The organism is Streptomyces sp. NPDC048383 (assembly GCF_040651775.1).
GTDB lineage: Bacteria > Actinomycetota > Actinomycetes > Streptomycetales > Streptomycetaceae > Streptomyces.
Genome location: NZ_JBEZKS010000024.1, coordinates 44109 through 69998, shown reverse-complemented (window position 1 = coordinate 69998; position 25890 = coordinate 44109). Strand labels below are relative to the sequence as shown.

Here is a 25890-nt window from a genome sequence, read left to right as displayed (position 1 = left end):
GGAGGTCTTCATCGGGCGGTGGCCCTTTCGCGGTCGCGTTCTTCGGCCAGGTGCAGGAAGACGCCCTCCAGGTCGGCCCGGCCGAAGCGGTGCGCCACCTCGGCGGGCGTGCCGTCGGCGGCTATCCGGCCGCCGTGCAGGAACATCACCCGCTCGCAGAGCCGCTCCACCTCCACCATGTCGTGGCTGGTGACCAGCAGGGCGGTGCCCTGTTCCGCCGAGAGGGCGAGCAGCGCCGTGCGGACGCGCAGCGCGATGTCGGGGTCGAGGGAGGCGGTGGGTTCGTCCAGGATCATCAGTCGGGGTTCGTGCAGGGCGGCCTTGGCGATGCCGACCAAGGTGCGCTGGCCGCTGGAGAGTTCGGTGCCGATGGCGATGCCCAGGTGCTCGATGCCGAACCGGGTCAGGACGCGGTCCACGGCGGCGCCGGGGGCGCGCAGCCCGTACAGGTCGGCGTAGAGCCGCAGGTACTCGCGCACCCGGACCCGGTCGGGCAGCGGCAGGTAGCCGGCGACGAAGCCGACGCCCTGCATGGCCCGGGCCCGGTTGCCGTGCAGGTTCGTGCCGAGGATCTCGACCCGGCCCGCGTCCGGTTCAACGGCTCCGAGGCACATCAGGAGCGTCGTGGTCTTGCCCGCGCCGTTCGGCCCGAGCAGGCCGAGCCGCTCCCCCGCGCGGATGGTGAAGCCGACGCCGTCCACGGCCCGGCCGCGCCGGTACTCCTTGACCAGGCCGGTCGCCGCCATGACGACGGGCCGCGGGTCCTCGGCGGGTCCGTCCTGGCCGGCGCCGTCCTGCGGGGCGGTCTCGGCGGGGCGGCCCGGGGTCAGCACGGCGGGTCCAGGGGCGACAGTTCCCAGATCACTTCGGCGCGCAGCGGTCCGGTGCGGGCGAGGAAGGTGCCGTGGTCGGGGACGAGCGCGGCAAGTTGGGAGGCGTAGCAGAGCACCGCCTCGTGCTTGGCCTGCCACTGCTCGTCGGTCAGGAGCAACTCGTGGCGGACGGTGGTGCGATGGCTCCGCAGCAGCTGCTGGTAGGCGAGCCCGCACATCGGGCTGCGGGCCAGGGCTCCACTCGCGCCGTCGGTGCCCCATTCGGGCAGGTGCCCGGTGTAGGGGAGGTCGGCGTAGACCCACGGCGCGGGGGCGCCGGCGGCGGCGAGGACCTTCGTGGCGCGCAGCCGTACGCTCTCGTGGTCGGGCTGGTTGCTGCCGAGCGGGGCGAGGACGCGGGTGCCGGGGGCGAGTCCCTCCAGGAAGGCGTCGAGGAGGTGCGGTTCGCCACCGTCGCCGTACGGGCCGTCGGGGTGGTCGAGGACGACCTGTGCGACTCCGAGCCGGGCGCAGGCCCGGGCGTCCTCGGCGCGGCGGGTCCGGTACGCCTGCGCGGCGGAGACGAACCCGCAGGTGCTGTCCCACCAGGAGGTGGCGGCGTCGGGCGCCGGGGCGCCGCCGAAGACGGTGACGAAGGCGACCGGTCCGGGCAGTGCGGGCAACAGGCCGGCGAGCGACAGGGCGGCGTCGTCGAAGTGCGGGGACAGGACGACGGTGCGCCAGGGGGGCGGAGCGGGAGCGGGCATGGGTTCCTCCGGATCAGGTGCGGGTGGCGGGGCGGGAGAGCGGGCCGGCCTGCGGGCCCGGCTCCGGACGGGTCCGCCCGGGGCCCGGGGCCGGGGCGTCGGGCGCGGCGGTGGCGTTCGGGTCGGTGGCGTTCGGGTCGGAGTCGGGCGCGGCGGAGTCGGGCGGGGCGGAGTCGGGCGGGTCGGCCAGGGCGGCGAAGGCGGCGTCCCACTGGGCGTCGTCGCCCTGCCAGCGGCCGGGGCGCTCGGCGACCGTGTCCCACCGGACGCCCGGCGGCAGGGCGGCCGTATCGCCGGGGGGCGTGCGGCGCAGCCACAGCAGGGAGAAGCGGTGGCCGGGGTGGCGTTGGCGGAGCAGGGTGTGCAGGCGGGCCAGGTCAGCGGCTTCGAGTTCGTCGAAGGCGTCGTGGTGGACGTACAGCACGTGCGCCCGGGAGGCGGTCAGCTCTCGCCAACGGGCCGCGAGGTGCTGGAACTTGGCCCGTACGCCGGCGACCTGGTCGGCGATGTCCTCGGCCGTCAGGGGTGCGTCGGGCCGGGCGTGGAAGTCGTGGAAGAAGCGGATCCGGGAGCCCGTGTCGAGCGCGCAGGTCCCGTTGCTGAACGGTTCGGTGAGGCCGGGGCCCAGGACCTCGCGGAAGTCGGTGGCGAGGGTGCGGAGCACGGATTCGAAGTCGAGGTCGAGCCAGTCGAAGAAGTGGGCCCGGTCGTCGCCGGTGATCCGCCGGATCTGGTAGGTCGATTCGCAGTGGTAGCCGAGGCCGACGCAGACGTCGTACACCTGGTCCTCCGGGGTGGCGGGGGGAAGGGTGGTCCGGGTGGTCGAAGGGGGCACGGTGGTGCTCCGGGTGGTCAGGTGCGCAAGGGGCCGGTCCAGGTGCGTCCGGTGAGGAGTTCGGCGGCGGCGACCGCGTTGACCAGGCCGGCGCCACGGGTGAGGACCACCCGGCTGCCCGGTTCGGGGGTGCGCGGGCCGAGGCCCATGTCGACGGTGACCAGGTCCGGCCTGCGGGCGCGCAGGGCGCGCAGGGTCGCGTCCTGCCAGGGGTCGAGGGCGGCGTCGCGCACGACGACGGCGACGGGGCCGGTGTCGGGCAGGTCGATGTCCCGGGGGTCGGTGTCCGGCTCCACGTCGGTGGCGCAGGCCAGGGCGTCGAGCAGTTTCAACGCGGGCGCCAGGCCCCAGGGCGCCGTTCCGACGGCCATGTTGCCGCCGGTGAGGAGCCGTACGGTGTGCACCGGCTCCCCGGGGCCGACGGCCGGCAGGCCGGCGGTGGAGAGGGCGCGGCGGGCCGCGACGAGCCCGATGCCGTATGCGCTCGCGGCGGACGCGGGGGCCGGGTGCGCAGTGGTGGGCGCCGCCCAGGCGCGGAGTGCGGCGACCCGGGCGGCCGCCTCCTCCATCCGTTCGACGGTGAGGGCTCCCGTGCGCAGGGCGTCCTGCGCCGCCCGGTGGACCTCGGGGAGGATCGACTCGCCGTCGGTGGCGCCGAGCAGGACGAGGTCGACGCCCGCCGCCCAGGCGAGGACGGCCGCGCCGCCGAAGCCCCAGCGGTCGCGTACGGGGGCCATCTCCAGGGCGTCGCTGATCACCACGCCGTCGTAGCCGAGGTCCTCGCGGAGCAGCCCGGTCACGATGCGCCGGCTCAGGGTGGCGGGCAGGTCGCAGAGGTGCGGGAGCCGGATGTGGCCGGTCATGACGGCTTTGGCGCCGGCCGCGATGCCGCCGGCGAACGGGGGCAGGTCCAGGGCGCGCAGTGCGTCGAGACCGCGGTGGATGTCGGGCAGCGCCGTGTGCGAGTCGGTTCCGGTGTCCCCGTGTCCGGGGAAGTGCTTCAGGGTGGCGGCCACGCCGCGTTCCTGGAGGCCCCGGACGAAGGCACGGGTGTGGCGGTCGACGGGGCCGGGCCGGGAGCCGAAGGACCGTACGCCGATGATCGGGTTGGTGGCGCGGGAGTTGACGTCGGCGCAGGGGCCCAGGCAGAGGTTGATCCCGGCCTCGCGCAGGTCGGATCCGACGGCCAGGGCGACCTGCCGGGTCAGTTCGGGGTCGTCGACGCTGCCGAGGGCGTGGTTGCCGGGGTAGACGCTGCCGCGGTGGTAGTCGAGCCGGGTGACGTCACCCCCTTCCTCGTCCAGGGCGATCAGGGCGTCGGGCCGTACCGCGCGGATCGGGTCGACGATGTCCTCGCGCAGCGAGCGCCCGGTGGAGTGGAGGTTGGTGCCGAACAGGCCGACCCCGGCGATCCCCGCGTCCAGCGCGCGCAGGATCCAGTCGGGCGGCACGCGTCCGTCGTAGGCGGGCAGGAGGCAGGCGTTGACGAGGGTCGTGGCAGTGCTCACGGGCGTTCAACCTTCGGGAACGGGACGGAGGGAGGGAAGGGCGGAGGTCCCTCCCGGTGGGGCGGCGTGACCGGACCGGGCCGGTCCGACGGGTCGGCCGCGGGGCGGCGGGGCTGCGGGGCGGCGGGCCTCGACGGAAGGCCGTGGGCGCGGGCACGGGCGCGGCGGCGACGGCGGCGTCTGCGGGGTACGGGGCTGGGTGGTGACGGTCGGACGGGCCCGGCCTCCGGGGTGTCGGCGGGAGGGGCGTCGGGGGCGGCGGGGCCCCGGGCGCGGGGCCCCCGCGCGTGCTGGGACAGGTCAGCCGGTGGGACGGGTCAACGGCCGGTCGGGCTCAGCCGGTGGGACGGGTCAACGGACGGCGGGGCTCAGCCGGTGGTGCGGCGGTGCAGCAGGACGCCGGTGCTCCCGCGCTTGCTGAGGTAGGCCCGGCCGCCGCAGACGGCTTCGAGCGCGGGGCGTACGAGGACCCGCTCCTCGACGGCCTCCCAGTGCGCGGCGGTCTCCAGCCAGGGGGTGAGCCGGGTGGCGAGCGCCTCGGGTTCCAGGGCGACGAAGACCCGGTCGGTCGGCAGGGTGTCGAGCAGGTCGAGGTCCTGGCCGTAGTAGAGCATCTCGATCAGGAGGTACGCCGGTCCGGGCAGCCGGGGCCGGGCGGCCAACTGCTCCAGCCCGTCGGGGTGGACCCGGGCCGTGTCGCCGACGCGGGCGGACAGCCGGTCGCGGAACAGGGTGTTGGGCTCGGTGGCCTCCACCGTGAACCCCTTGGCGGCGAGCCGTGCGGTGAGCGCGCCCTCGCAGGCGCCGACCTCGATCAGCGGTCCGTCCGCCGGGGCCAGCCGGCCGGCGATCCAGGAGGTCGTCGCGTCCAGCCGCTCGTCCTCGTAGGGGGAACTCTCGAACTCCCACGGGTCCTCCACGGAGGCGGCCCCGTCGTCGAGGCTGGACAGCAGGGCGAACAGCCGTTCGCGTTCGGCGGGTTGGGCCTCGAAGAACCGCTCGGTGGCGGGCACGCGGGCGGTGTAGAGCATCTGGTCCGGCGAGGTGGACCCCAGGAGGTGGCCGCAGTGCCGGTTGACGAAGTCGAGTTTGGCGGCGGTCTGGGAGCCGTCGAGGGGCCGGTCCAAGTCGCTGATGAACTGGAGGAACGGCGAGTAGCCGACGGCGTGCCGGACCGCCATGCCCTCGCCGGCGACGGCGGCGTCGCGGCCCAGCACGCCGCGGCTGCGGCGGTTGTCGGCGGGCGAGTGGGTCCACAGCCGGGCCGGCAGGCCGGCGGCGGCCCGGTGCAGGAGGACGGCGAGCGGCTCCGGGCCCGGCGAGGCGGCCGTGTCGTCGACCGGGCGCACGTGGCGGCCCAGTACGGCGAGTCGTTCGCGCAGTTCCGTGCCCGGGGGCAGGACCAGGTGGGCGCGGGTGTCGCCGCACAACACGTGGACCTCGGTGCGGCGGGGATCGGCGAGGACGGAGAGGAAGTCGAGAACCGCGTCCTCGGCTCTGAGCACAGCCACGATGTCGATCACGGACGGGTCCTCCATCAGAGGGTCGGCGGCGTGCGGAACGGGCCCGCAGCCGGCCGGAGCGAGTTCTGTTAAGAACCCTAACCATCACGACGCCAGGTGGTCCAGACCAATTTCACGCCGATCGGGGCCCTACCGGTACCCCCTCCACGCCCGCTCCGAGCGGACTCGAATCCATGCCCCGGGACGCCCCCGCCGCCGCACTCCCCACGCCCCCACACGCCCGCCCGACGCGGTCGGCGCACCCGGTACGGGCATGGGGCCACGGGGTTCCGGGCCCTTCCGGCATCGACCGCGGCGACCCGCGCGGCACGAGGACGGCCGGCCCGCGGGCGGAGGGGAAACGGCCCGGGGGCCGAGGGACACGTGGGCGGGCGGGACCGGCCGGCCCGCGACCGGAACCGTACGATTTCGGCCAACCGTCGACGCACGGGCGGTCCGTGACGGCGGCCGCGCGGACCGGTCAGCCCTTCCTGACCACGCCGGACTTCAGCTGCACGGGGCCGCTCCCCTCGACCTTGCAGTCGATGTCGTGGCCGTCCACACCGTCGACGAGACGGATGGTGCGCACCTTGATGCCGGTCGGGCTGCCCTTGACCTTTCAGGACCTGTTTCCGGCGGCGGGGGCGACCGTGGCCGTGGCCGCGTGCGGGCCCGTGGACGCGTCCGGCCCCAGCGCGCGGGCGTCCGGGTGGCGGCCGAGGGGGAGGAGGTACTGGAGGGGTTGGGCCAGGTCGTCCAAGCCGAACAGTTCGTGCGCGAGGTCGTCGTGGAAGCCGCCGAGGGTCGTACCGCCGAGCCCGAGGGCGGCGGCGACCAGGAGGAGGTTCTGCGCCAGGTGGCCGGTCTCCAGGAGGGCGAGGCGCAGGGCGCGCAGGCCGTAGCGGCTGCGGAGCAGGCCGAGGTCCGCGTACAGGCCGAGGAAGACCGGGGCGGCGTCGATGCCGATCGCGGCCGGGTCCGTCGCCGGTCGGGACAGGTACGTCGACAGCGCCTTGAGTTCCGCGACCTCCGGGGCCGGACCGACGGACCGCAGCGTCCGGCGTTCCGGTACGCAGTCGTAGGTGCCCGGGGCCACCCCGGCGACGTCGAGCACGATCAGCCGTACCCGGGCCGTGTACAGGGCGCCCGCGCTGGGGTGCGGGCGGTGCACCGCGGTCAGGACGGAGCCGTCGGGGCGGTGGTGTTCGGTGCGGCCGCTCTCGGCCAGGGAGTGCCACAGCAGCGCGCCGAGGGCGCCCGCGTCGAGCGGTCCCCCGAGGGGTCCGCGCACCGAGGCCCGGGCGGCGAGGGCGTCGCGCAGGGTCGTCGCGGGCAACGGGTCGGCGGGCAGGGCGGTTTCCGGTCGGCCGGCGCCCGGCGCCCACTGCGGATCGGCCGCCGATGACCTCAGCGCCGAGTCCTCGCCCCGGCCGATCTGGAACTTGCTGCGCTCCAGGTACCGCAGGTCGGGCGCGGTGTGCGCCTGCGGGAACCAGCCCGCCTCCTCGGGCGCCGAACCGGTCGTCTCCCCCGGCTCCAGCAGGGTGCGCGCGGCCAACCGGCACACGGCCCGCTCCTCGTCGGGGCTCACCCCGAGCCGGTTGAAGAGCATGTGGAGCTGCGAGGCCCACACCCAGTGCGCCGCCTCCTGCGGCAGGCCCCGCGCACCCGCCCCGCCGCGCATCAGGGCGTCGGCCTCGCGGACCCGGGCGGCCCACCGTACGAGCCCCGGTTGCGCGGTGCCCGCCGCGAGCCGCTCCCGCAGGTCCGCCGCGCGGCGTACGAGTCCCTCGCGCTGGGTCGCGTACACGGAGTTGACCCGGCCGTGCACGGCCGCACCCGGCAGCAGCGGCACCTCCTCGACCCAACGCCAGCCCGCGGCGTGCCGGCGCAGCCAGCGGGCCGCGGTGAGCGGGTCCATGCCGAGCCCGTGGGCGGTGGCGTGCGCGAGGTCCGCCGCGCGGGTCAGCCGGTCCGCGGCGCCACGCAGTCCCGGCAGGGCGTCCAGCGCGGCCCGCGTCGAGTCGGTGAAGACCTCCTCGGCGACCGGCAGGGCCCCGGGGCCTCCGTAGCGGCCGGTCTCGGGTACGTAGGGCACGGTGCGGACCTCGCCGTGGCGTGACGGCCACGGCCCGGGCACGGACGGCACCTCCTTCGCCGCCAGGGCCAGTTCGGCGGGCAGCCGGTCGAGGGCGGCCGAGTGCGGTCCGTGCGCCCGGATCCGCAGGTGGGGGCCGTCCTCGCCGTAACGGATGAAGAACCACCGGTCGGCGTGTCCGGACTCCACCAGGCCGTCGAGGAGCGGGGCCGCGGTCCGCAGCAGGAAGGCGTCGGTCTCCTCGGCATCGCAGTGCAGGAAGAGGTGGTGGCTGTGCCAGGTGCCGGTCGTCGTCGTCACGAGGTTCCTCGGGGTGGGCGGGCGCGGGCGGGGGCGGGCGTACGGGTCGAGCGGCCGGGCCGGTCAGGGGAAGGGGTGCGGGTGGAGGGCCAGGTCCGCGTGACGCAGGGGGCGGGCCTTGCGGCCGAGCCGGTACGGCACCTCCAGCAGCCGGGGCAGGCCCCGGGTGCGGTGGTTGACGTGTCCGAAGGTCATCGGCAGCGATCCGGGAACCAGCGTCTTCACGCAGCGCAGGCCGAGGCGTTCGCGGGTACCCGGCTCGCTCTGGTCGACGGTGATGACCTCCAGGCCCGCCCCGGCGAGCCGCTCCACGGTGGCGCCGAGCAGGGCGCCGAGGTCGCGCACCGGTGTGGGGGCGCCCGGCCAGGCCTCCTCGACCGTCAGGGGCGGCGCGTCGGCGAACAGGCACTCCCAGCGCGGCGCCGCCTCGGGGAGGGTGCCCAGCCCGACGTGGTCGTCCAGGCTCACCACCAGTTCGGGGCGGTCCAGCATCGGTCGCAGCCGGGCGGGATCGCGCGGGCCGCCCGCGTCGGTCGAACGGTGCGTCGATTCCAGGACGTTGGTGACCACTTCGGCCACGGCGGACCGGATCGCCGCGCGGGGGTCGTGGTGGGCGCCCGCCGCGAGGAACATCCGGGGCGCCGCCGGGTGGGTGCCCTCGTAGCGGCAGACGGCGAGGACGGCGGGGATGCCGAAGTCGTTCGTCGCGTCGAGCAGGACGAGCCGGTAGCCGACCCCGGCCGCCCGGTCCGTGAGGAGGGCCGTGTCGAGGTCCCCGGCGGGCGCCTCGACGCGGCGCAGGGGGGTCGACGCGTACCAGGCCATCAGGAAGGCGTCGCGTTCGGCGACCTCGAACAGGCCGTAGAGCGCCGCCTCTTCGAGGCTGTTGCCCAGTCCGCAACCGTTGGAGGACTCGTACACCACGCGGGGGCGGTCGGGACCCGGCACGTCCCAGTAGGCCACGTGCTCGGGCACCGCCGTCACCCGCTGCCGGGTCAGCGACCAGCCGTGCACCCAGTCCAGTTCGAGGTCCGGGGCGTACGGGACGGTCCGCGACGCCGGGTGGCCCTGGTGGGCCGGGTCCGGCAGGCCGAGGCGCTCCGGGTCGACGGCCAGGTCGGGGCCCAGTGCGGCGAAGGGGGCGCGCAGCGCGGTGCGCCGGCCGGTGGGGCGCATGCCCGCGTGCCGCTCGACCGCCTCGAACAGGGCGATCCGCTCGCTGCCCGCGAAGTCGCCGGCGCGGCCGTACCCGGCGCCATCGGCGAGTCGGCCGTCCGTGACGAAGGCGCTGGTCAGGGAGAAGGCCGAGTCCTCCGCCCGGATCAACCGGCGGACCGGCCCGAACCGGGTGTCGTGCAGCGCGGCGCGCAACCCCTCGGGCGTGGTGCGGGGGTTGGGGGCGCGCAGGACGTACGGGTCGGGCAGCGGGCGGGACGCCGAGGGCAGCGGCACGACCGCGGCCGGGTCGTCCGCCGGCAGGGGCCGGCACACGGCGCAGCCGCCGACCGGGCGGACCCGGTGGGTCGACCAGGTGCCGCGCCCCTGGTGCAGGACGTGAACGACGGCGGATGCCGCGTCGCCGTCCCGGTGCTCGTGATCGTCGCCGTCGCCGTCGCCGTCGCCGTCGCCGTGATCGGCGTCGTCGAGGAGGTCCAGCGCGAGGGCGGCCGCCGAGCCGCCGAGCGCCGGTGACGGTACGCCGGCCAGCACCATGCCGGGGCTGCGCCACGGCACCCGGCCGCCGTCCGTCGCCAACCGCTGGTACTCGGCGCAGCACAGGCAGGCCGCCGCGCCGGGCCGCAACACCGGGCCGATCACGGCCAGCGGTCCGTCGAGGCGTACGGGCACCAGGGCCACCGGGTGCCCGAGCCCGTACCGACTCAGCCCCTCGGCCTCGCCGAGCGTCCACCGCGCGAGCAGCACCACGGCGGGCCCTGCCTCGTGCCGTAGCGCTGCCGCGCCGTCGAGCAGGGGGACGGGCAGGGAGCCGAAGGGGGAAGGGGTGGAGGGGTGGCTGGTCATCGGGGGTTCCTCGGGGTGGGTAGGACGGTGAACCCGTGGGCGTGCAGGAGTTCGGCGAGGGCGGGGGCCCGTTCGGGGGTGGACGACCGGGTCGGGCCCGTCAGTCGGACGAGGGCTTCCTGCAGGGCGGGCTCGCGGCCGGCCGTTTCCGCGAGCCAGCCGCCGGTCCACCCCGCGTCCTCCCAGTCGGCGGTACCCGCTCCGGCCACGGCCAGCGGAGCCACGGCGCCGCCCGAGGGGCGGGGCCTCCCGGTGGCCGGCCCGGCGACGCGGCCGGCCACGGCTGCCAGCGCGGCGTACGCCGCCGCGTCGCCCGGGGTCGCCTCGACGGCCTCGCCGAGCAGCTGCGGCGGGCCCTCGGCCGCCCGGTGCACGACGGCCCGGTACGCCTCCTCGCTTGGAACGAGCCGGAACATCTCCAGGCGGGCGGGCACCGCGAGGCGGGCCGTCAGGGTCGTCCACCAGTGGCGGACCTGGGGGTGCCCGGACCAGTCGGACTCCGCAAGGGGTGACGGCCCGTCGGCGTCGGTGAAGAGCCGGGACGCCGCCTCGCGCAGGGCCCGGCCCCGGGCGTGCCCGGGGTTGGCCCCGACGGTGAACCCCGCCCCCGGTTCCGCCGCTCCCAGGAGGTGTTCGGCCGTGCGGCAGAACAGCTCCAGCCGGGCCAGGTCCAGTCGCGGCGCTCCCCCGGCCAGCCGTCCCTCGTGGGGCGGGAGCCCGGGCAGGAGACAGGCGGCGAGCGGGACGGGGAGCTGTCGCAACTCTCCCGGGAGGGGTTCGGGCAGCGCCCCGCAGCGCTCGTCGGTGAGGACGGCCACCCGGCGCAGCGCCTCGCCGAGGGTGGTGGCGGGTGGGGCGGCGGTGCGACGGTCGCCGTCGATCCGGTCGGGGCCGAGCCAGGTCCGGTACTCGGCCCGTGGCGGGCGGGAGTCCGCGAGCAGCACGGCGGGCAGGCCGGGCTGCAGCCCGCCGTCGTCGCCCTCGGTCGACGGATCCGGCAGGCCGGCCGCCGCGCACAGGAGTCGGTGCGCGGCGGCGCCGGCGAGCAACGGGACGAGCGTGTCGGACCGTACGGGCGCCCCTTGGCCGAGCCGGGCCGCCAGGGCTGCCGCGTCGGAACGGGCCTGGGCGGCGCTGCCGGGTGCGGTGACCCAGCCGGCGCCGCCGGAGCGCCCGACGGCGAGTACGTGCTCCGGGCCGTCGCCGAGGATCCGCAGCAGGACCCGGCCCTCGGGCAGGTGCGGATCGGCGGTGTACGTGACGGGCAACCCCCCGCGCGCCAACGCCTCGCCCGCGGCCCGGCCGAGGGGCCCGGCGGGGACCCCGGCGAGCACCTCGGCACGTGCTGCGGCGAGCGCGGCGGCGGCTTCGCCGGGCCGATCGGCACACTCCCCGAGCCACTGCGCGAGCGGGCCGGGGATCCCGAGGGCGGGGCCGGCAGGACCGGCGGCCCGGGGCTCGGGAACGGCGGGGCCGGAAACCGCGAGGTCGTAAGCGGTGGGTCCGGGACCGGGCAGCACGGGCTGGGAAACGGCGGGGCCGGAAACCGTGGGGTCAGAACCTCCGGGGTCGGAAGCGCCCACTACGGACCCGGCAGATCCGGGGCCGAACCGCGCGGGCTCGGAAGCGGCGGGCTCGGAAGCGGCGGGGGCTGAGGCCGCGGGGGCTGAGGCCGCGGGGTCGGAACCGGCGGATCCGGGGTCCATGAGGTCCGGGGCGCCGGCCGTGGGGACGTCTGGCGCGGGGGGCCGGGCGGGCTCCGTCACGAGCAGGTCGTGGGCGTCGAGTTGCGCGAGCAGTGTCTCCACAGCCGTGTGCAGGGCCGAGCCGGGTTCCGTTCCGCCGAGGAGGTCCTCCACGCCCCCGGCCAGCAGCACGGGCTCCAGCTGTCGCCACAGCCGGGGCAGGGCGGCGCTTCCCTCCAGGGTGAGGTTCCCCCGCCGCCCCCGCAGATGCAGCCCGTCGCGCAAGGGCGTCACGGCAACCCCGGACCGCAACCTCCGCACACCGCCCCGGGCCGCAACGCCCGCAGCGGGAACCGACGAAGCGGAAGGTGGCGGCCCGGCAGCGACCGACACGGAAGCAGCAGGCGCGGGAACAGCCGGCACGGAAACAGCCGGCGCCGAAGCACCAGGCACGGAAGCGGCCGCCGCAGAAGCAGCCGGCACGGAAACAGCCGGCGCCGAAGCACCAGGCACGGAAGCGGCCGCCGCAGAAGCAGCCGGCACGGAAACAACCGCGGACACGATCGGCACCTCAGCGCCCGCCGCCGCACCCCCCGCCGCGGACACGGTCGGCGGTGCAGCACCCCCCGCCACACCCCCCGCCGCAGGGCGGACCGGCTCCGTAGCCGGCTCCGCGGCCTCCGCGCCCGCAGGCGCGACGGGCGTCAGGTGGGTCGGTGCACCCGCGTCCGGCGCCGAAGGCGCCGGGCCCGCCGACCCCGCCGGGCCCCCCGCCCCGGAACCGGCCCGGCCCAGCGCGGTGTCCGGCGGCGCGGTGGTGCGCGCGGCTCGCGTCGTCGGGGTCATGCGCCCGGCTCCGGAGTCGTCGCGGCCGCGGCTGCGGCGAGGTCCGTCCGCCAGTCACAGCCGGTCAGCGCGGGGACCGTGCGGATGACCAGGTGGGCCGCCAAGTAGCGCTCCACCGGGCGGACGTCGCAGAGGGCGAGGAGCCGGTACAGGGCGTTGGTGCACGCCCGGTACACCAGGTAGTCGGGGCGGCTCCACATCCGGCCGTCGGGGTCGGAGCGGGCCAGCAGGCGGTGGAACTCGCTGTAGCGGGTGCGGGTTTCGTGGTCCCAGCGGCGCGCGGCCGCCGCGTCGCCGGTGGCGGCGGCACGGGCCCGGTACTCCTGCGGGACGCCGTGCAGGTCGGCGCCGGCGTCGTACCGGCCCCGGGTCAGTCGCCAGGCGTCGCGCGCGTACTGCGCCCAAGCGCGTTCCCAGCCCTGCGCGTCGCCGTCGGCGATCCGTCCGACGAGGGCGGTGACGGCGCCGCCCGCGCTCTCCCAGTGGCCGTCGAAGCGTTCCCGCAGGCGGCCGTCCGGGTCCTCGTGGAGGAGGTGGTCCTCCAGGTGGGAGACGTACGACCAGTGCCCGCCGGCCAGTCCCCCGGGGTGGGCGCCGGCGTGCGCGGCGAGCGCGGTCACGGCGAGCCGCAGCCGGGCGCCCGCGGTGTCGCCCTGCTCCCCCAGGTAGCCGGCGCCCGCCTCCAGCGCGCCGAGCCCGGTCCGCAGCAGGTCGTCGCGCAGGGCGGCGCCGTCGTCGCCGAGGAGGGCACGTACGGAGGACCGGTCGACGGGCTCGGTGCGGACGGTGTTGTCCGGGGCGATGGGCCCGTAGGGCGGGGCGACGAGTTCGGCGCGGCCGGCCTCGGTGGCCAGCTCCAGCAGCCGCGCTTCGGAGAGGTCGCCCCGCGAGGGGTGCAGGGTCATCCAGGCGCGGATCCGGTCGGCGGCCGCGGTCGCGGCGGCCGTCACCCGGGCGGGCGGTCCTTGGAGGCGCAGCCGCAGGTGGGGGCCGTGCAGCCAGTGCCGTTCGACGTGGGCGTCCAGGCCCGAGGCGGTCGCGGACCGGGCCAGGGGGAGCAGGACCTCGCGGAGCAGCGGTGCTTTGACCGGGTGGTGGTAGGAGGCGACCACGTCGCGGGCTTCGGTGGTGTGGGGGCGTGCTGCGCGCACGGGGTCCTCCTCCGTGGTCGGGGGGTGGGTCATCGGGGCCGCCCGGTCCGGTTGACCTCCAGGACGAGTTCGGCCGCGCGGGTCGGGGCGGCTAGGCCGCCGGAGGCGGGCAGCGCCTCTTCGAGGACCGCGCCGTCCTCGTGCCGGAGCAGCCATTTGGCCAGGCAGCGCAGGTGCAGGGCGTTCCCGAGGTCCACGAACTGCGGCTTGGGGCGGTTCAGTCGGCTGAGGAAGTCCTCGGCGCCGCGCCCGGTGGGGGTGGGCGCGGCCGGGTGCAGGAAGAGTTGTTCGGGCAGGTCCAGCAGGGCGCGCCAGCGGGCGGCCGCTTCCGCCGGGTGGGGGCCGGCGGCCAGGTCCGCGCGCAGGGCCCGGACCGTGTCGGGGGGCAGCACCCAACGGGCCCGCCGGAGCACGACGTGCCGGTGGCGCAGCCGGGGGCTCCGGGTCACCGTCCCGCCCGGCGCGGGAAGCGGCGTACGGGGGATGAGCGGGCGGAAGTCGACGGTTCCCTGGGGGTGGTCGCTGAGGTGGGCGCCGAGGCGGCGCGGCAGGAGGACGGGGGCGAGGAAGCCGGAGTAGAGGACGTCGAGGAGTTCGCCGGTGGCCCGTAGCCGGAAGCGCACCTGGTCGGTGGCCTGGTCGTGGACGAGTTCCAGGTCGGATTCGGTGAGGGAGGCGCTGCGGCGGTCGGTGCCGATCTCGTCGGGGACCAGCAGGGGGTGGAGGTTGGCGTTGAACCCGCCGACGGGGCGGATCTGCGCGGCCCTGGCGCCGGGGCCGAGGCCCCGGTCGATCTGTTGGGACGCGGCGGCGCGCGCGGCGGGGTCCAGGGCGTCCAGGAAGCGGCTGCTGAACCGGCCCCACCCGCCGTAGACGTGGTTGACGCAGAGCAGACCGCGACGCGGGTCCCGTTGGAGGAAGTACGCGTAGCCCAGGGGCCGTTCGAGGGCCCAGTCGGGCAGGTGCGCGCCGAGGGTCTTGAGCGGGTCCGGGGGCAGGACGAGTTCGGGGGCTCCGGCGGGCGCCGTGACCGCGGCGTCCCGGACGGCGTCGATGACGGCGGAGCGCAGGGCCAGGAGTGGGGCCGCCCCGGTGGGTAGCGCGGTACCGTCCTGCGGGTCGAGTACGGGGAGTCGTGCGGCGGCGTCCCAGGCGTCGGTGACCTCGGCGCCGAACTCCCAGGGGTGCCGACAGCTGCCGCCGAGCCCGTAGCGGGCGACGAAGCGGTCCCGGACGACGCGGCGGACGAGGTGGCCGAGGTCGAACAGCTCGGCCAGCGCCGTGACTTCGCCGAGTGCCTCGTGGTCGGCGGCGTCGAGGAAGCCGTCGAGGACGAGCGGGTCCGGGGCGACGACGTCCTCGGTGAGGACGGTGAGCGGCGCGGACACGGGCGGTACGGGGCGCCCCGCGTCGGCCAGTTCGGCCCGCCAGCGAACGGACAGGTCGGCGAGCAGGGCGGGGCGTTCGGCGGCGGGGGTGTCGGCGAACGAGGCGGTCAGACGGCCGAGTTCGTCGAGCCGGTCGGCGCGCGCCGCGTCCTCGGGGTGGCCGGCGCCGAACGTGCGCAGCCAGGCGGCGAGGCGGCGCAGCGGGTCGTCGTCCTGGGGCGGGATCGGGTCGGCGGGCACGAGCAAGCCCGCCTCGACGAGCCGTTCGAGGTATCCGGTGGCAGCCGCCGCCATGCCGTTCGCGTCGCCGGCCCCGCTCCCCGGGCCCGCCAGGGCTGCCGCGAGCACGTCCGTGAGGGCGTCGAGGGCGACGGGTTCCGCGGCCCGGCCGGTGAGCAGGTCCAGCGGACCGGCGTGGGCGAGCTCCGCCTCGTCCTCGCCCGCCACCAGGTAGCGCCCGCCGGCGAAGGCGGTCCGGTCGCGGGAGTACGCGGCCCGGCCTTCGGTGATCCGGGCCGTGCTGGTGATGCGGTGCGGCAGGGCCGTGCGGCGGTGGGGGGCGTCGAGGAGCGCCACGGTGAGGGCGGCCGTCAGGGTGCGGTTGACCTTCACCACGGAGCGCAGCGGGCCCAGGAGTTGGGGTTCGGCGCCCCACGACGGGACGGTCGGGTCGGTGGGGTGTGCGGCCAGGGGGCCCCAGCCGACGGCGGTGAACCAGGACAGCGGACTGGTCTTGGTGCTGGCCCGTAGGGCGTACCGCAGTACGGCGGGTTCCTCCTTGCGCGCCCGCCGGTCGGTCGCGCCGGTGGCGGCCCGCTCCACGGCCCGGAGCAGGTCGACGCTGGTGGAGGCGACGGCTTTGGCCAGGGCCGGCCGGCCGCACAGGGCGGCGAGTTGGGCGCGTTCGGCGGCCAGGGCCCGTTCGGTGGCGACGTCGAGCCGGGTGAGGAGGTGGGCGCGGCGCGCGCGCAGGGCGGTCCAGCCGGCGAGCGCCGGCAGCCGGGCGGGCAGGTCACCGAGGCGGGTGAGCAGGGCGGGTCGGGGTTCGCGCCCGTTGTGCAGGGCGCGGCGCAGGGGCAGGACGACGTCGCGGTGGAACTCTTCGGGGTGGCCGCCGCGGCTGTCGTGGAGAGCGTCACAGAGGGGCTCGACAAGACGCAGCAACTCCGTTTCGACGTGGTGGAGTTGGGCGGCCAGCGTACGGAATCGCGCGGCGTCGGGCGTCTGGGCGGGATGCGCGAGGACGGTGGCCCGGACCAGCGCGTACGGCGCGGACCGGACCGGGTGTTCGGCCTCGGCGGCGGTGTGCTGTGGCTGCGGCATGCCGCTCCCCGTCCTTTGTGTGGTGGCGCGGGCCTCCCGCCGCACGCGGGGTGCGGCGGGAGGCGTCCGGCATGCTGTGGGTCAGTGGTGCGTGCTGGGTGCTGGTGGCCCGGTCAGCCCACGGGGGCTTCGCCGGCGTCCGGGTGGGCGCAGGAGGAGGAGCCCTGGCAGGAACACGAGCCCCAGGAGGCTCCGCCTTCGGGGAGGGCGGCCGTGTCGCGCATGGACGTCACGGTGAGTTCGCCGAGGTCGAGGTCCTCGATCTCGAACGCGGGTGCGGGCCGGGATTCGGGCATGGATGTCTCCTTCGCTGAGTGATCGGTGAGGATGGTGCGCGGTGGGGTGACGGGCGGTGATCAGCCCGTGGACACACCGGTTTCCAGCTGCGGGTCGACGCAGCTGGACGAGGCGACGCAGGAGCAGGCGCCCCCGGCCGCGGCGCCCTCGGGCAGGGCGCCCTTGTCTCGCATGGACGTCACGACGAGGTCGCTGAGGTCGAGGTCGAGCGCCTTGAGGTCGAGATCGATGGTGCTCGCGAATTCGGGCACGAATGTCTCCCAGAAGTGGGTGATAGCCGAATGTGCACGGGAACAGGACACCGCACTCCGCGGCTCGGGTCGTCCGATATTCGGAGAGCGCTGTTCCAAAAAAGTATGACAAGGCCGATCGATCTGCGGCAAGCAATTGCGGAACGCATCGGACGCCCAGAAGAGTCACGTCCGAATAGCGCTTTCGGCGGCTGGAACACGGCGGTCCACCGACGAGAACCGGCCTCTTTCATGCAGGCCCAGAATTGCCGGGACCGCTATAAGCGTGCTGGAAAGCCCATCGAAGTGACGTCGACGGACACGGGCCGGCCCGGGGTGAAATGCACGGGGGAATTCCACCCCGGTCGGAACGGGAATCGGATGGCCGGTCTTTCGCCCGGCCGGGTGTTCACGCCCTGATGTGGCGGCAGATCCGGTCGAGGCCGCGCGACAGCCACCCATTGACCCGCGGCAGTACTGCCAAGGCGGACCGGGTCACACATGGCAGGACTGCCAATTGACATGGCTGCCGCGCTGGGTAGGGTGACTCCATGGCACCCGAGACCCCCCAGCCCGGCCTGCGCGAACGCAAGAAGGAGCAGACCCGTCGCACGCTGCGCGCGTGCGCGGCCCAACTCTTCGCCGAGCGGGGGTACACCGCGACGACGGTCACCGACATCGCGGCGGCCGCCAACGTGTCGGAGCGCACGTTCTTCCGGTACTTCGAGAACAAGGAATCCCTACTGCTGCCGGACAGCGCCGAGTTGTTCGCCTTCATCGAAGCCGCCTTGGCCGAACGCCCGCGCGACGAGGACCCACTCGACGCGGTGTGCCACGCGTTGTTGGAGGCCGCGGTGCCGTTCGCGCGGAGCACCCTGGCGGGTCTGACCCACTCGCTGGCGGGCGCGGAAGGGCAGGCGCTGATCCGGTCCCGGTTGATGCAGGCCTTCATCGAGTTCGAGGACCGGCTGGCGGTCCTCGTACGCGAACGCCTCCCGGCCGACCTGCCCGACGCCGACCTCCACGCGAACGTGGTCGCCTGCTCGGCCCTCTCCGCGGCCCGTGCCGTACTGCGCACCCAGCGGGCACGCCGCGAGGCCGGTACCGCCGGGGACACCGCCCCGCTCCTGCCCAAGGCCTTCGACCTGCTCGCCCTCGCCCGGAACGGAACACCCGCACCGTGAACAGCCCCCGTCGCAAGACCCTGCTCGTCACCGCCGCCGCCTGCCTCGTGGCGACCGCCGCGACCGGGACCCTGAACCTCGTCGTCCTCCAGCGGGCCGAGGGGGAGGTCGTCGACGCGGCGACCTGCCGGCTCGGCGCGGCCGGAGCGGTCAGCGCCGATCTCGACGGTCCCCTCGCCGGACTGCGCGCCCTCACCGGCGGCATCGAAACCGTGCGGGTGCGTGCGGAGGGCGTGCGGCGCGAGGGCGCCGACATGGACGTCGAGGCGGTCCTCAAGGACGTGTCCCGCGACGGTGTGGGCGGGGGCACCGCCACGGCCACCGTGTCCTACGCGTCGCTGAACCGGCGCGCGGAGCGCGAGGCGGGCGACGCCGCCTCCGGCCTGGCCCTCGGCACGGACGGCAAGGACCTCACGCTCACCGGCGACGCCGGTGGCACGGGGCTGCCCGTCACGGTCAGGACGACCCTGTCCACCACCGCCGACAGCGTCACCGTCACCCCCGCCGCCGTCCGGCTGTTCGGCCGGGACATACCGGTGGACCGGCTCGCGTCCCTGCCCTTCGCATCCGGCATCGCCGACAAGTTGAGGCCCCGTACGATCGGTCTCGGGGACCTCCCGGACGGGGTCGGGCTCACCGGGGCGCGCGCCACCGGTGCCGGGCTCGTCCTGTCGTTCTCCCTGGCCGGCGGGGAGCTGGGGACGTCGGGCACCGGCGACTGCGTCGCCCCGGAGGCCTGAGCGGGCTCAGCGGGGGGTCGGCCGCGGGTTCAACACCAGGGCACGTTGGTGTAGTTGTGCACGTACCGGGCGGACACCCAGCCGTCGCCGTGCAGCCGGTACCAGGTGTCGTTGCCCTCCACCCATTTGGCTTCGGTCCGGCAGGACAGTTTGACCTTCTGCCACGGGGCGAGGGTGCCGACGACCCGGGCCGTGGTGGTCGGGTTGGAGCGGACCTTCACCCCCGCCGAGCTGACGACCAGCCCCTCCGCGTACGACCCCGACGCCAGGGCCGTCCCGGCGAGGAGAACGGCCGAGACGGCGGCCACCGGCGCCGCCGCGGCGATCTTCCTGAACATGCGCATCCGCGCCTCCCCAAATTCCACTGCCGGACCCCGCCGGACGCCACCCGTCGTCGCGGGCACCGCCGGACACCGCCGGGCTTGCCGAATACCGCCGGCGGCCGCGTCGAACACGGCCGCCGGAAAGGACCTTGCGTCGCGGAGGGCAGCCCGCCGGTCCGGCGCACCGGGCGTTCCCCCGGACGGCGCACACCCGGAGCCGGTGATATGACTGGGGGATGGCAATGGCTCCGCCCCCGTCCCCCGAGGAACGGGCCCGCTCCGGTCGGGCGCGGCGCAAGCGGCTGCCCCGGTCGGAACACGCGGCGACGCCCCCGCCCGACAGCCGCCCGGACCCGGTGGCCCTGCTGGCGGCGCAGGGCGCGGACCGGCTGCCCGAGTTGCTGCCGTTGCGGTACTCCCGGATGGCGGCCGGACCGTTCCCCTTCCTGCGCGGCGCGGTGGCCGTGATGACCGCCGACCTGGCGTCGACCCCGCACAGCGGGCTGGTGGTGCAGTTGTGCGGGGACGCGCACCTGCTGAACTTCGGCCTGTACGCCTCGCCCGAGCGGGCCCTGCTGTTCGACCTGAACGACTTCGACGAGACGCTGCCGGGCCCCTTCGAGTGGGACGTGAAACGGCTCGCGGCGAGCGTGGCCGTGGCTTCCCGGGACAACGGGCACGGTGACAAGGCCGCCCGGCGCGCCGCCGGGGCGGCCGCCGCCGCGTACCGGCGGAACATGCGCCGGCTGGCCGGATTGGGTGAACTCGCCGTCTGGTACGAGCGGGTGGACAGCGCGGAGGTGCTGCCTCTGGTACGGCGACGGCACCGGGAGCGGGTCGCGTCGGGGCTGGCGCGGGCCCGGCGGCGGACCAGTCTCCAAGCGCTGGACAGGCTGGCCGAGGTGGTGGACGGCAGGCTCCGGATCCGGTTCGAACCGCCGCTGTTGGAGCCGGTCGACTCCCTCGACGAGGCGATGGTGGAGCAGGTGTTCCAGGAGTACCGGGCCTCGCTGCCGGAGGAACGGCGGCTCCTGCTGGACCGGTTCCACGTGGTGGACGTCGCCCGCAAGGTGGTGGGCGTCGGCAGTGTCGGCACCCGCTGCTTCGTGGTGCTCCTGACCGGCCGCGACGACGCCGACCCGCTCTTCCTCCAGATCAAGGAGGCCGTGCCGTCGGTGCTGGAGGCCCCCCTCGGACCGTCGGCGCACCGGCACTCCGGGCACCGGGTGGTGGCCGGACAACGGCTGCTCCAGGCGGCCGCCGACATCTTCCTGGGCTGGGCCACGGGACCGGAGGGCCGGCACTTCTACTGGCGGCAGTTGCGCGACATGAAGGGCTCGGCGGACGTCGCCGGCATGGACCCGCTGATGCTGGAGGGGTACGCCCGCCTGTGCGGCCGTACGTTGGCCCGGGCGCACGCCCGGACCGGCGACCGGTGCGCGATCGCCGGCTACCTGGGCGCCGGGGACTCCTTCGACGAGGCCGTCACCCGCTTCGCCCTGGACTACGCGGACCTGACCCTGGCCGACCACGCCGCGCTCACCGCGGCCCTGACCGACACCGACACCCCTTCGCGCTCCGCGCGCCGGTCGGGACGCCGCTGACCCGGGTCCGTTCGGGGCCGGAGCCCGGCGCACCGTGCGGTCGCCCGCGTCCGGAGCGCCCGGACCGACTCACCCCACCGGGCGTGCCCGGCCCGGAGCCGGAGCCGGTCCCGGCGCACCGTGCGGTCGCCCGCGTCCGGAGCGCCCGGACCGACTCACCCCACCGGGATCCGCACCCGTAAGGACCCGCCGGGGCCGCCCGCAACGGTGCGCGGGGATGGGGCGCAGCGCCGGCACGGCGCGAGGTCCACGGGTCTGCCGACCGGGGTGGGCATGGCGTGCTCCCGGAGGGGGAGGCGGCGCAGCCGCCCGAGCGGCCCGTACGACCGGCCGGGAAGTCATCCGACCCATGGGCTTGTGGTCAGCCGAAACGCGTCGCTAGTGTTCTGATTACACGTGTAACAAGTCATGCCTCCCCCAGCGGACCCACGCAAGCATTTCGGACAAACGTCACGAAGCCTGCGTCCGCGCCGGGACCCGCCGGCCGCCACGGCCGCGCCGAATCGAAGGGCCGCAATGACGCAATCCCCCACGGCCGGGTTGGACCTCGCCGACATGACCTGGCCGCCCCCGCCCTACCAGCCCCCCGTACCGCCCCGGACGGGCGCCGACGGCGTACGGCTCTTCGACGGGGTCACCTACGCGACCACGCCGGGGTTCCGGCCCCGGCTGCTCGACGTGCGGACCCCGGCGGGCGAGGGTCCGTTCCCGGCGGTCGTGTGGATCCACGGCGGCGGCTGGCTGGACGGCGACCGCCGCTACCCGCCGCCGACCGTGCCCGCCGAACTCCTCCACGGCGCGGTCCTGGACGCCGGGCTCGCCCTGGTCTCCATCGACTACCGGCACAGCCTCGAAGCCCCGTTCCCGGCCCAACTGCACGACGTGAAGGCCGCGATCCGCTACGTCCGCGCTTTCGCCGAGGTCCTGGGCATCGACCCGGACCGGATCGGCGTCTGGGGGGAATCGGCGGGCGGCCACCTCGCGGCCCTCGCCGGACTCGTCGGCCCCGGCAGCCCGGACGGCGCCGCCCTGGAGGGAGCGCACGGCGTCGGCTCCGGGGACACCGGAGTGCTGGCCGTCGTCGACTGGTACGGGGTCTCCGACCTGACCGCCCTCGCCGAGCACCCCATGCCGCCGATGCCCGGCGCCGACGGGTTCCCCGACCCGTACGAGGCCCTACTGGGCGGCACCGAGGCCGAACGCCCCGCGCTGGCCCGGGCCGCGAGCCCGGTGACGTACGCCGACGGCACGAACCCGCCGCCGCCGTTCCTCCTGGTCCACGGCACCCGGGACGGGCTGGTCCCGTACAGCCAGAGCGAGGCCCTCGCGCGGGCGCTGGAGGGGGCCGGTGGGGCGGTCACCCTGCGGCCCGTGGACGGCGCCGACCACATCTTCCTCGGCTCGCCGGACGTCGGGAGGATCGTCGCCGAGAGCGTCGCCTTCCTCGCCGGCCACCTCGGCGCCGGGGCCTGACCCGGGTCCCTGCCACGCGCCGACCGGAGGCGACCTCGGAGCGCCGTACGCCACGCGGACACTTCCGGTCGGCCCTACCCACACCCACGCCCCCACGCGCCCCCGCGCCCACGGCCGCGGCCGCTCCCGCGGTCCGGAAAGGCAGTCCTGTCCACCTCCCCCGCCACCACCACCGCCGACACCCCCACCGGCAGACCCGGCGCCTCCGGGGCGAACCGGGGCCGCGGCGCGCTCGCGTCGGGTCTGCTGCTCCTCGGAGGCGCCGCGCTCCTGGCCCTCGTCATCCGCCCCGACGTCGCGCATCCGCCCTTCCAGGGCCTGGACGAACGCCGGCTGCGCTGGATGGGCGGGCCGCACGAAGGGCCGTACGCCGCCGTGGCCGCCGCGTTCAACTAGGTTCGGCGGACCGTCAGGAACCGTCGTCCCGCTCGTCCTGCTCGCGTTGCTGCTGCTGGTACGGCGGCGACTGCTGTCCGCCGGTTTCCTGCTCGTCACCTACCTGGGCGCCCACATGCCGTCATCCAGGGGCTCAAGCACCTGGTGGACCGGCCGCGCCCGGTGAACCCGCCGGTCTGCGTGAACCACCGGCTGACCGACACCGCGGCCGGCGCGGCAGCCGGCGCCGGGGTCGGCCTACTGGCCTGGTGGCTCTGCGCACCCGCGCTGCTGCGGGAGCGGGCACGTGTGCACGACCGCCGGGGGGCGGCCGCGCACACGCCGGACCCCGTCCCGCAGGGCTGAAGGCGACGGGCGGGACCGGAGGGGAGCCCCGCCCGTCGTACGGACCGGCCCGAACGGCGCGGCCGGCGCCCGCCGGGATACCGGCCGTCGATCAGGAGGTCTCGCGGGGAACGAGGACGGCTTCGACGGGCGGCAGGTCCGGGGCCGTCCCCGTGGAGATCAGCTCGTGCAGGCAGTCCGCGATCCGCGCGGGCGACGGCAGTTCCAGGCGCACCGACGTGAGCGCGGGCTGCTGGAACGCGGACAGGACCAGGTCGTCGGAGCCCACGACGGCGACCTCGTCCGGTACGACGACGCCCTCGGCACGGAACGCGTGCAGCAGCAGGGTGGCGTACTCGTCGTTGTAGGCGAACACCGCGTCGAGCCCGAGGCTCCGCCACCGCCGGGCCAGTTCGGTCGCCGATGCGCGCGTGTAGGCCAGTTCGAGCGGAGTGACGGTCGCCATGTGCCGGGCCACGACCGATTCCGCGCCGGCCAGGCGCGGCCGGGCCAGCGTCCCGAGACCACGCTCCTGCGGCACGACCACGCCGATCCGGGTGCGGCCACGGGCGATGAGGTGCTCGGCCGCGGTGGCGCCGATGTGCGCGTGGTCGAAGCCGACGGTGTGCACGCCCTCGACGGGGTGCGCCGCGAACGCCAGCAGCCCGCGCACGCCCGCCCGGCGGAGCAGTTCGGCCGCCCGGGGCGGGAACCGGTCGCCGTCCAGGGCGACGACACCGGCCGGACGCAGCTCCGCCCAGGCCCGTGCGGCGTCCACGGGGTCGTCGAAACGGCCCGCGTGCAGCACGGCCGTGTAGCCGTGCCGGTCCAGCTCGCCGTGCAGGTCGTCGACCCAGTCGCTGACCAGGCGCCCTATGGCGGAGACCGAGGAGGGCATCAGCACGAGGTTGCTGCGTCCGGCCCGCAGGGACCGGGCCGCGGCGTGCGGTACGTAGCCCAGCCGGCGGGCCGCGTCGAGCACGCGGGCCCGGGTGGCCTCGCTGACGCGGTGGCCCTGGGTGTCGTTGAGGACGAAGGAGACGGTGGCGCGCGAGACGCCCGCGAGTCGGGCCACGTCCGCACTCGTGGTGGTGGCCGTGGCCGGCGGGGTCGTTGTCTCGGTCGCCGTCTTGGTCGTTGCCTCGGTCGTCGTCTTGGGCGTCGTCTTGGGCGTCGTCTTGGGCGTGGGGACCCGGGTTTCATCGGCCATGGCGTCCCTCGACGTTCCTCGTGCTCCGCGCGCGTTTCCTCGTTCGAGGTTACACGAGTCAGATCATGAGGCCCGGAGAGCCGCCCGACGGCACGCACTTACTCACAGCGGCCCGACCGCCCTCGCTGGGCCACCGTCCGGTCACGATCTGCACCGCGACCCTTCCCAGGCCCTGGCGGAGCCTCCGAATGGGTGCTACACAGTCTCCAGCGCCGTTGGTGACACGTGTAACAACACCCCACGTCGACGGGCCCGTCGGCCCACGGCTCCGGGCAACACCCCTGCCCTGCCGCCCGTCGCCCCGCTCCCGCCGCCGCCCACGCGGCGCCCCTCCCCCACGCTCGACCGCTGCTCGCCACCTCCCCGCACCGTCCCCCGAGGAGTCGTCATGGCCACGAACGAAGTCGCCGGCCCGCCCGTCCCCGCAGTCGCCGAACCACCCCGCCAGCGCGGGCTGTTGCCGCTGCTGCTGGTCGCCAACTCCGCGATGATGGCGGTGTACATGGGAGTCGGTTCCGTACTCCTGCCCACCCAGATCGCGGCGATCGCCCCGGACGACAAGGTCGCCCTGCTGGGCCTGATCGGTGGGATCAGCGCCATCTTCGCGACCGCCTTCAACCCCATCGCCGGTGCGCTCTCCGACCGCAGCGGCCGGCGCGGGCCGTGGGTGCTCGGCGGCGCCCTCGCCTCGCTCGTGGGGCTCGCGTTCCTCGGGAGCGTGAGCACCGCTCTGCTCGTGGGCATCGGCTGGTGCCTCGTCCAGGCGACCATGAACGTCTACCAGGCCGCCGTCACCGCCATCGTGCCCGACCGGGTACCCGCGGTCCGCCGCGGTACCGCGTCCGCGCTGGTGGGCCTGGGGTTGCCCATCGGGGGGACCGTCGGTGTCCTCGTCGCCTCCCGGACCGCCGAGCACCTGCGCGTCGGGTACCTCGTCTTCGGCGCCGTCATCGCCCTGGCCGCCGTGCTGCTCACGACGTTCTGCCGGGACGTCCGGCGCACGGAGCCGACGGATCGCACCGACGCGGCGGTGGGCGCCACGGCGGAAGCCGGAACCGGCCCGACGGATCCCTCCGGGTCGACGACCGCGGTCACGAGGGCGGCCAAGGGCGCCCAGTGGGCCGCCTTCCTCTCCGCGCTGGCCAACCACGACTTCCGGTGGGCCTTCATCGGCCGGGCCCTGATGGTCCTCGGCTACTTCTCCGTCGTCGGCTACCAGCTCTACATCCTCGGCGACCACATCGCGCTGCCCCAAGGACTGACACCGCCCGCCGCCATGGCCGTCCTCACCCCCGTGTCGATGGTCGCGATGGCCGTGTCCACGGTGGTCGGTGGGCTGCTGTCCGACCGGTGGAACCGCCGCAAGGTGTTCGTCGGGGTCTCCGCCGCGCTGGCCGGTCTCGTCATGGTGGTTCCGGTCATCAGCCCGACCTGGACGGGCATGCTCGTCTTCAGTGCGCTCAACGGGCTCGCGTTCGGCTGCTTCATGGCCGTCGACACCGCCCTCGTCACCCTGGTCCTGCCGCGGGCCGAGGACGCCGCCCGCGACATGGGCGTCCTCAACGTCGCGAACGCGGGGCCGCAGATCATCGCCCCCTTCGTCGCCTCCGCCGTGGTGACCGCGCTGGGCGGCTACACCCCGCTGTTCCTCGTCGGCGGAGCCCTTTCGCTGATCGGCGCCCTCGCGATCCTCCCGATCCGCAGCGTGCGCTGATCTCCCCCGGGCCCGTCCGCGCGACGGGCCCGCCCGCCCCGCACTCCGGCGGGCGGGCGCCGTGGGTCGCCCGCCCGCCGGTCACCACCCGGCCCGGCCCCACCCTCACGACCCTTCCGTCCCGCACGTCCCTCCCCGCACCTCCCTCTCCGAAGGAG

General features: G+C 75.7%; 19 protein-coding genes and 2 pseudogenes. 6 read left to right on the top strand and 15 right to left on the bottom strand.

All coding sequences use genetic code 11. The features are described 5' to 3' along the window. Positions 1-8: 8 nt before the first annotated feature. From AB0D46_RS18540 to AB0D46_RS18480, 13 genes and pseudogenes are all read right to left on the bottom strand, one after another. A complete protein-coding gene (locus AB0D46_RS18540) occupies positions 9-833 on the bottom strand; it encodes an ABC transporter ATP-binding protein (RefSeq protein ID WP_362878600.1) in 825 nt (274 codons plus the stop codon). Beyond that, positions 827-1579: a PIG-L family deacetylase gene (locus tag AB0D46_RS18535; RefSeq protein ID WP_362878598.1), complete on the bottom strand. Its 753-nt coding sequence runs from the start codon at positions 1577-1579 to the stop codon at positions 827-829. Before AB0D46_RS18535 ends, AB0D46_RS18540 begins: the two co-directional genes overlap by 7 nt. 13 nt (positions 1580-1592) lie before the next feature. Further along, positions 1593-2414, bottom strand: coding sequence for a papain-like cysteine peptidase (locus AB0D46_RS18530; RefSeq protein WP_362878597.1), 822 nt, complete (start codon positions 2412-2414; stop codon positions 1593-1595). A 17-nt stretch (positions 2415-2431) separates the two neighbouring features. Next, positions 2432-3922, bottom strand: coding sequence for a glycoside hydrolase family 3 N-terminal domain-containing protein (locus tag AB0D46_RS18525; protein WP_362878595.1), 1491 nt, complete (start codon positions 3920-3922; stop codon positions 2432-2434). 368 nt (positions 3923-4290) lie between these two features. Next, positions 4291-5445: a hypothetical protein gene (locus AB0D46_RS18520; RefSeq protein WP_362878593.1), complete on the bottom strand. Its 1155-nt coding sequence runs from the start codon at positions 5443-5445 to the stop codon at positions 4291-4293. Between the two features lie 460 nt (positions 5446-5905). Beyond that, positions 5906-6052, bottom strand: a pseudogene (locus AB0D46_RS18515) (PhnA domain-containing protein); the annotation flags it as partial. Between the two features lie 96 nt (positions 6053-6148). Then, positions 6149-7822 (bottom strand): annotated as a pseudogene (locus AB0D46_RS18510) (thiopeptide-type bacteriocin biosynthesis protein); the annotation flags it as partial. A gap of 63 nt (positions 7823-7885) precedes the next feature. Then, positions 7886-9844 carry a TOMM precursor leader peptide-binding protein gene (locus AB0D46_RS18505; RefSeq protein WP_362878591.1) on the bottom strand — a complete coding sequence of 653 codons (1959 nt, stop codon included), beginning with the start codon at positions 9842-9844 and terminating at the stop codon, positions 7886-7888. After that, the gene (locus AB0D46_RS18500) at positions 9841-11814 is read right to left on the bottom strand and encodes a hypothetical protein (RefSeq protein WP_362878589.1); all 1974 of its coding nucleotides are present in this window, start codon (positions 11812-11814) and stop codon (positions 9841-9843) included. The genes AB0D46_RS18505 and AB0D46_RS18500 overlap by 4 nt, the downstream gene beginning before the upstream one ends. A 557-nt stretch (positions 11815-12371) precedes the next feature. Beyond that, a complete protein-coding gene (locus tag AB0D46_RS18495) occupies positions 12372-13526 on the bottom strand; it encodes a lantibiotic dehydratase C-terminal domain-containing protein (protein ID WP_362878588.1) in 1155 nt (384 codons plus the stop codon). A 29-nt stretch (positions 13527-13555) separates the two neighbouring features. After that, complete coding sequence (locus AB0D46_RS18490; RefSeq protein WP_362878586.1) at positions 13556-16237, bottom strand: lantibiotic dehydratase; 2682 nt, start codon at positions 16235-16237, stop codon at positions 13556-13558. A 113-nt stretch (positions 16238-16350) separates the two neighbouring features. Further along, entirely contained in the window at positions 16351-16533 is a 183-nt protein-coding gene (locus AB0D46_RS18485) for a thiazolylpeptide-type bacteriocin (protein ID WP_362878585.1), read from the bottom strand. Positions 16534-16593: 60 nt separating this feature from the next. Continuing rightward, positions 16594-16785 (bottom strand): thiazolylpeptide-type bacteriocin, encoded by a 192-nt coding sequence (locus tag AB0D46_RS18480; RefSeq protein WP_362878583.1) that lies wholly within the window; start codon positions 16783-16785, stop codon positions 16594-16596. A 530-nt stretch (positions 16786-17315) separates the two neighbouring features. Here AB0D46_RS18480 and AB0D46_RS18475 point away from each other — a divergent pair. Next, the gene (locus AB0D46_RS18475) at positions 17316-17948 is read left to right on the top strand and encodes a TetR family transcriptional regulator (protein WP_362878582.1); all 633 of its coding nucleotides are present in this window, start codon (positions 17316-17318) and stop codon (positions 17946-17948) included. Then, entirely contained in the window at positions 17945-18688 is a 744-nt protein-coding gene (locus AB0D46_RS18470; RefSeq protein WP_362878580.1) for a DUF2993 domain-containing protein, read from the top strand. The genes AB0D46_RS18475 and AB0D46_RS18470 overlap by 4 nt, the downstream gene beginning before the upstream one ends. Positions 18689-18717: 29 nt before the next feature. On the opposite strand, the gene AB0D46_RS18465 is transcribed toward AB0D46_RS18470, so the two are convergent. Further along, on the bottom strand, positions 18718-19032 hold the full coding sequence (locus tag AB0D46_RS18465; protein ID WP_362878579.1) for an SH3 domain-containing protein: 315 nt from the start codon (positions 19030-19032) through the stop codon (positions 18718-18720). Positions 19033-19253: 221 nt separating this feature from the next. On the opposite strand from AB0D46_RS18465, the gene AB0D46_RS18460 reads away from it, so the two are divergent. The 3 genes from AB0D46_RS18460 (at position 19254) to AB0D46_RS18450 (ending at position 22829) form a co-directional block, all read left to right on the top strand. Continuing rightward, a complete protein-coding gene (locus AB0D46_RS18460; RefSeq protein ID WP_362878676.1) occupies positions 19254-20615 on the top strand; it encodes a DUF2252 domain-containing protein in 1362 nt (453 codons plus the stop codon). A 516-nt stretch (positions 20616-21131) separates the two neighbouring features. Continuing rightward, positions 21132-22088: an alpha/beta hydrolase gene (locus tag AB0D46_RS18455; RefSeq protein ID WP_362878577.1), complete on the top strand. Its 957-nt coding sequence runs from the start codon at positions 21132-21134 to the stop codon at positions 22086-22088. Positions 22089-22628: 540 nt separating this feature from the next. Further along, entirely contained in the window at positions 22629-22829 is a 201-nt protein-coding gene (locus tag AB0D46_RS18450) for a hypothetical protein (RefSeq protein ID WP_362878576.1), read from the top strand. A gap of 91 nt (positions 22830-22920) precedes the next feature. On the opposite strand, the gene AB0D46_RS18445 is transcribed toward AB0D46_RS18450, so the two are convergent. Beyond that, positions 22921-24018, bottom strand: coding sequence for a LacI family DNA-binding transcriptional regulator (locus AB0D46_RS18445; protein ID WP_362878575.1), 1098 nt, complete (start codon positions 24016-24018; stop codon positions 22921-22923). Between the two features lie 388 nt (positions 24019-24406). On the opposite strand from AB0D46_RS18445, the gene AB0D46_RS18440 reads away from it, so the two are divergent. Continuing rightward, positions 24407-25732, top strand: coding sequence for an MFS transporter (locus AB0D46_RS18440; RefSeq protein ID WP_362878573.1), 1326 nt, complete (start codon positions 24407-24409; stop codon positions 25730-25732). Positions 25733-25890: the final 158 nt, after the last annotated feature.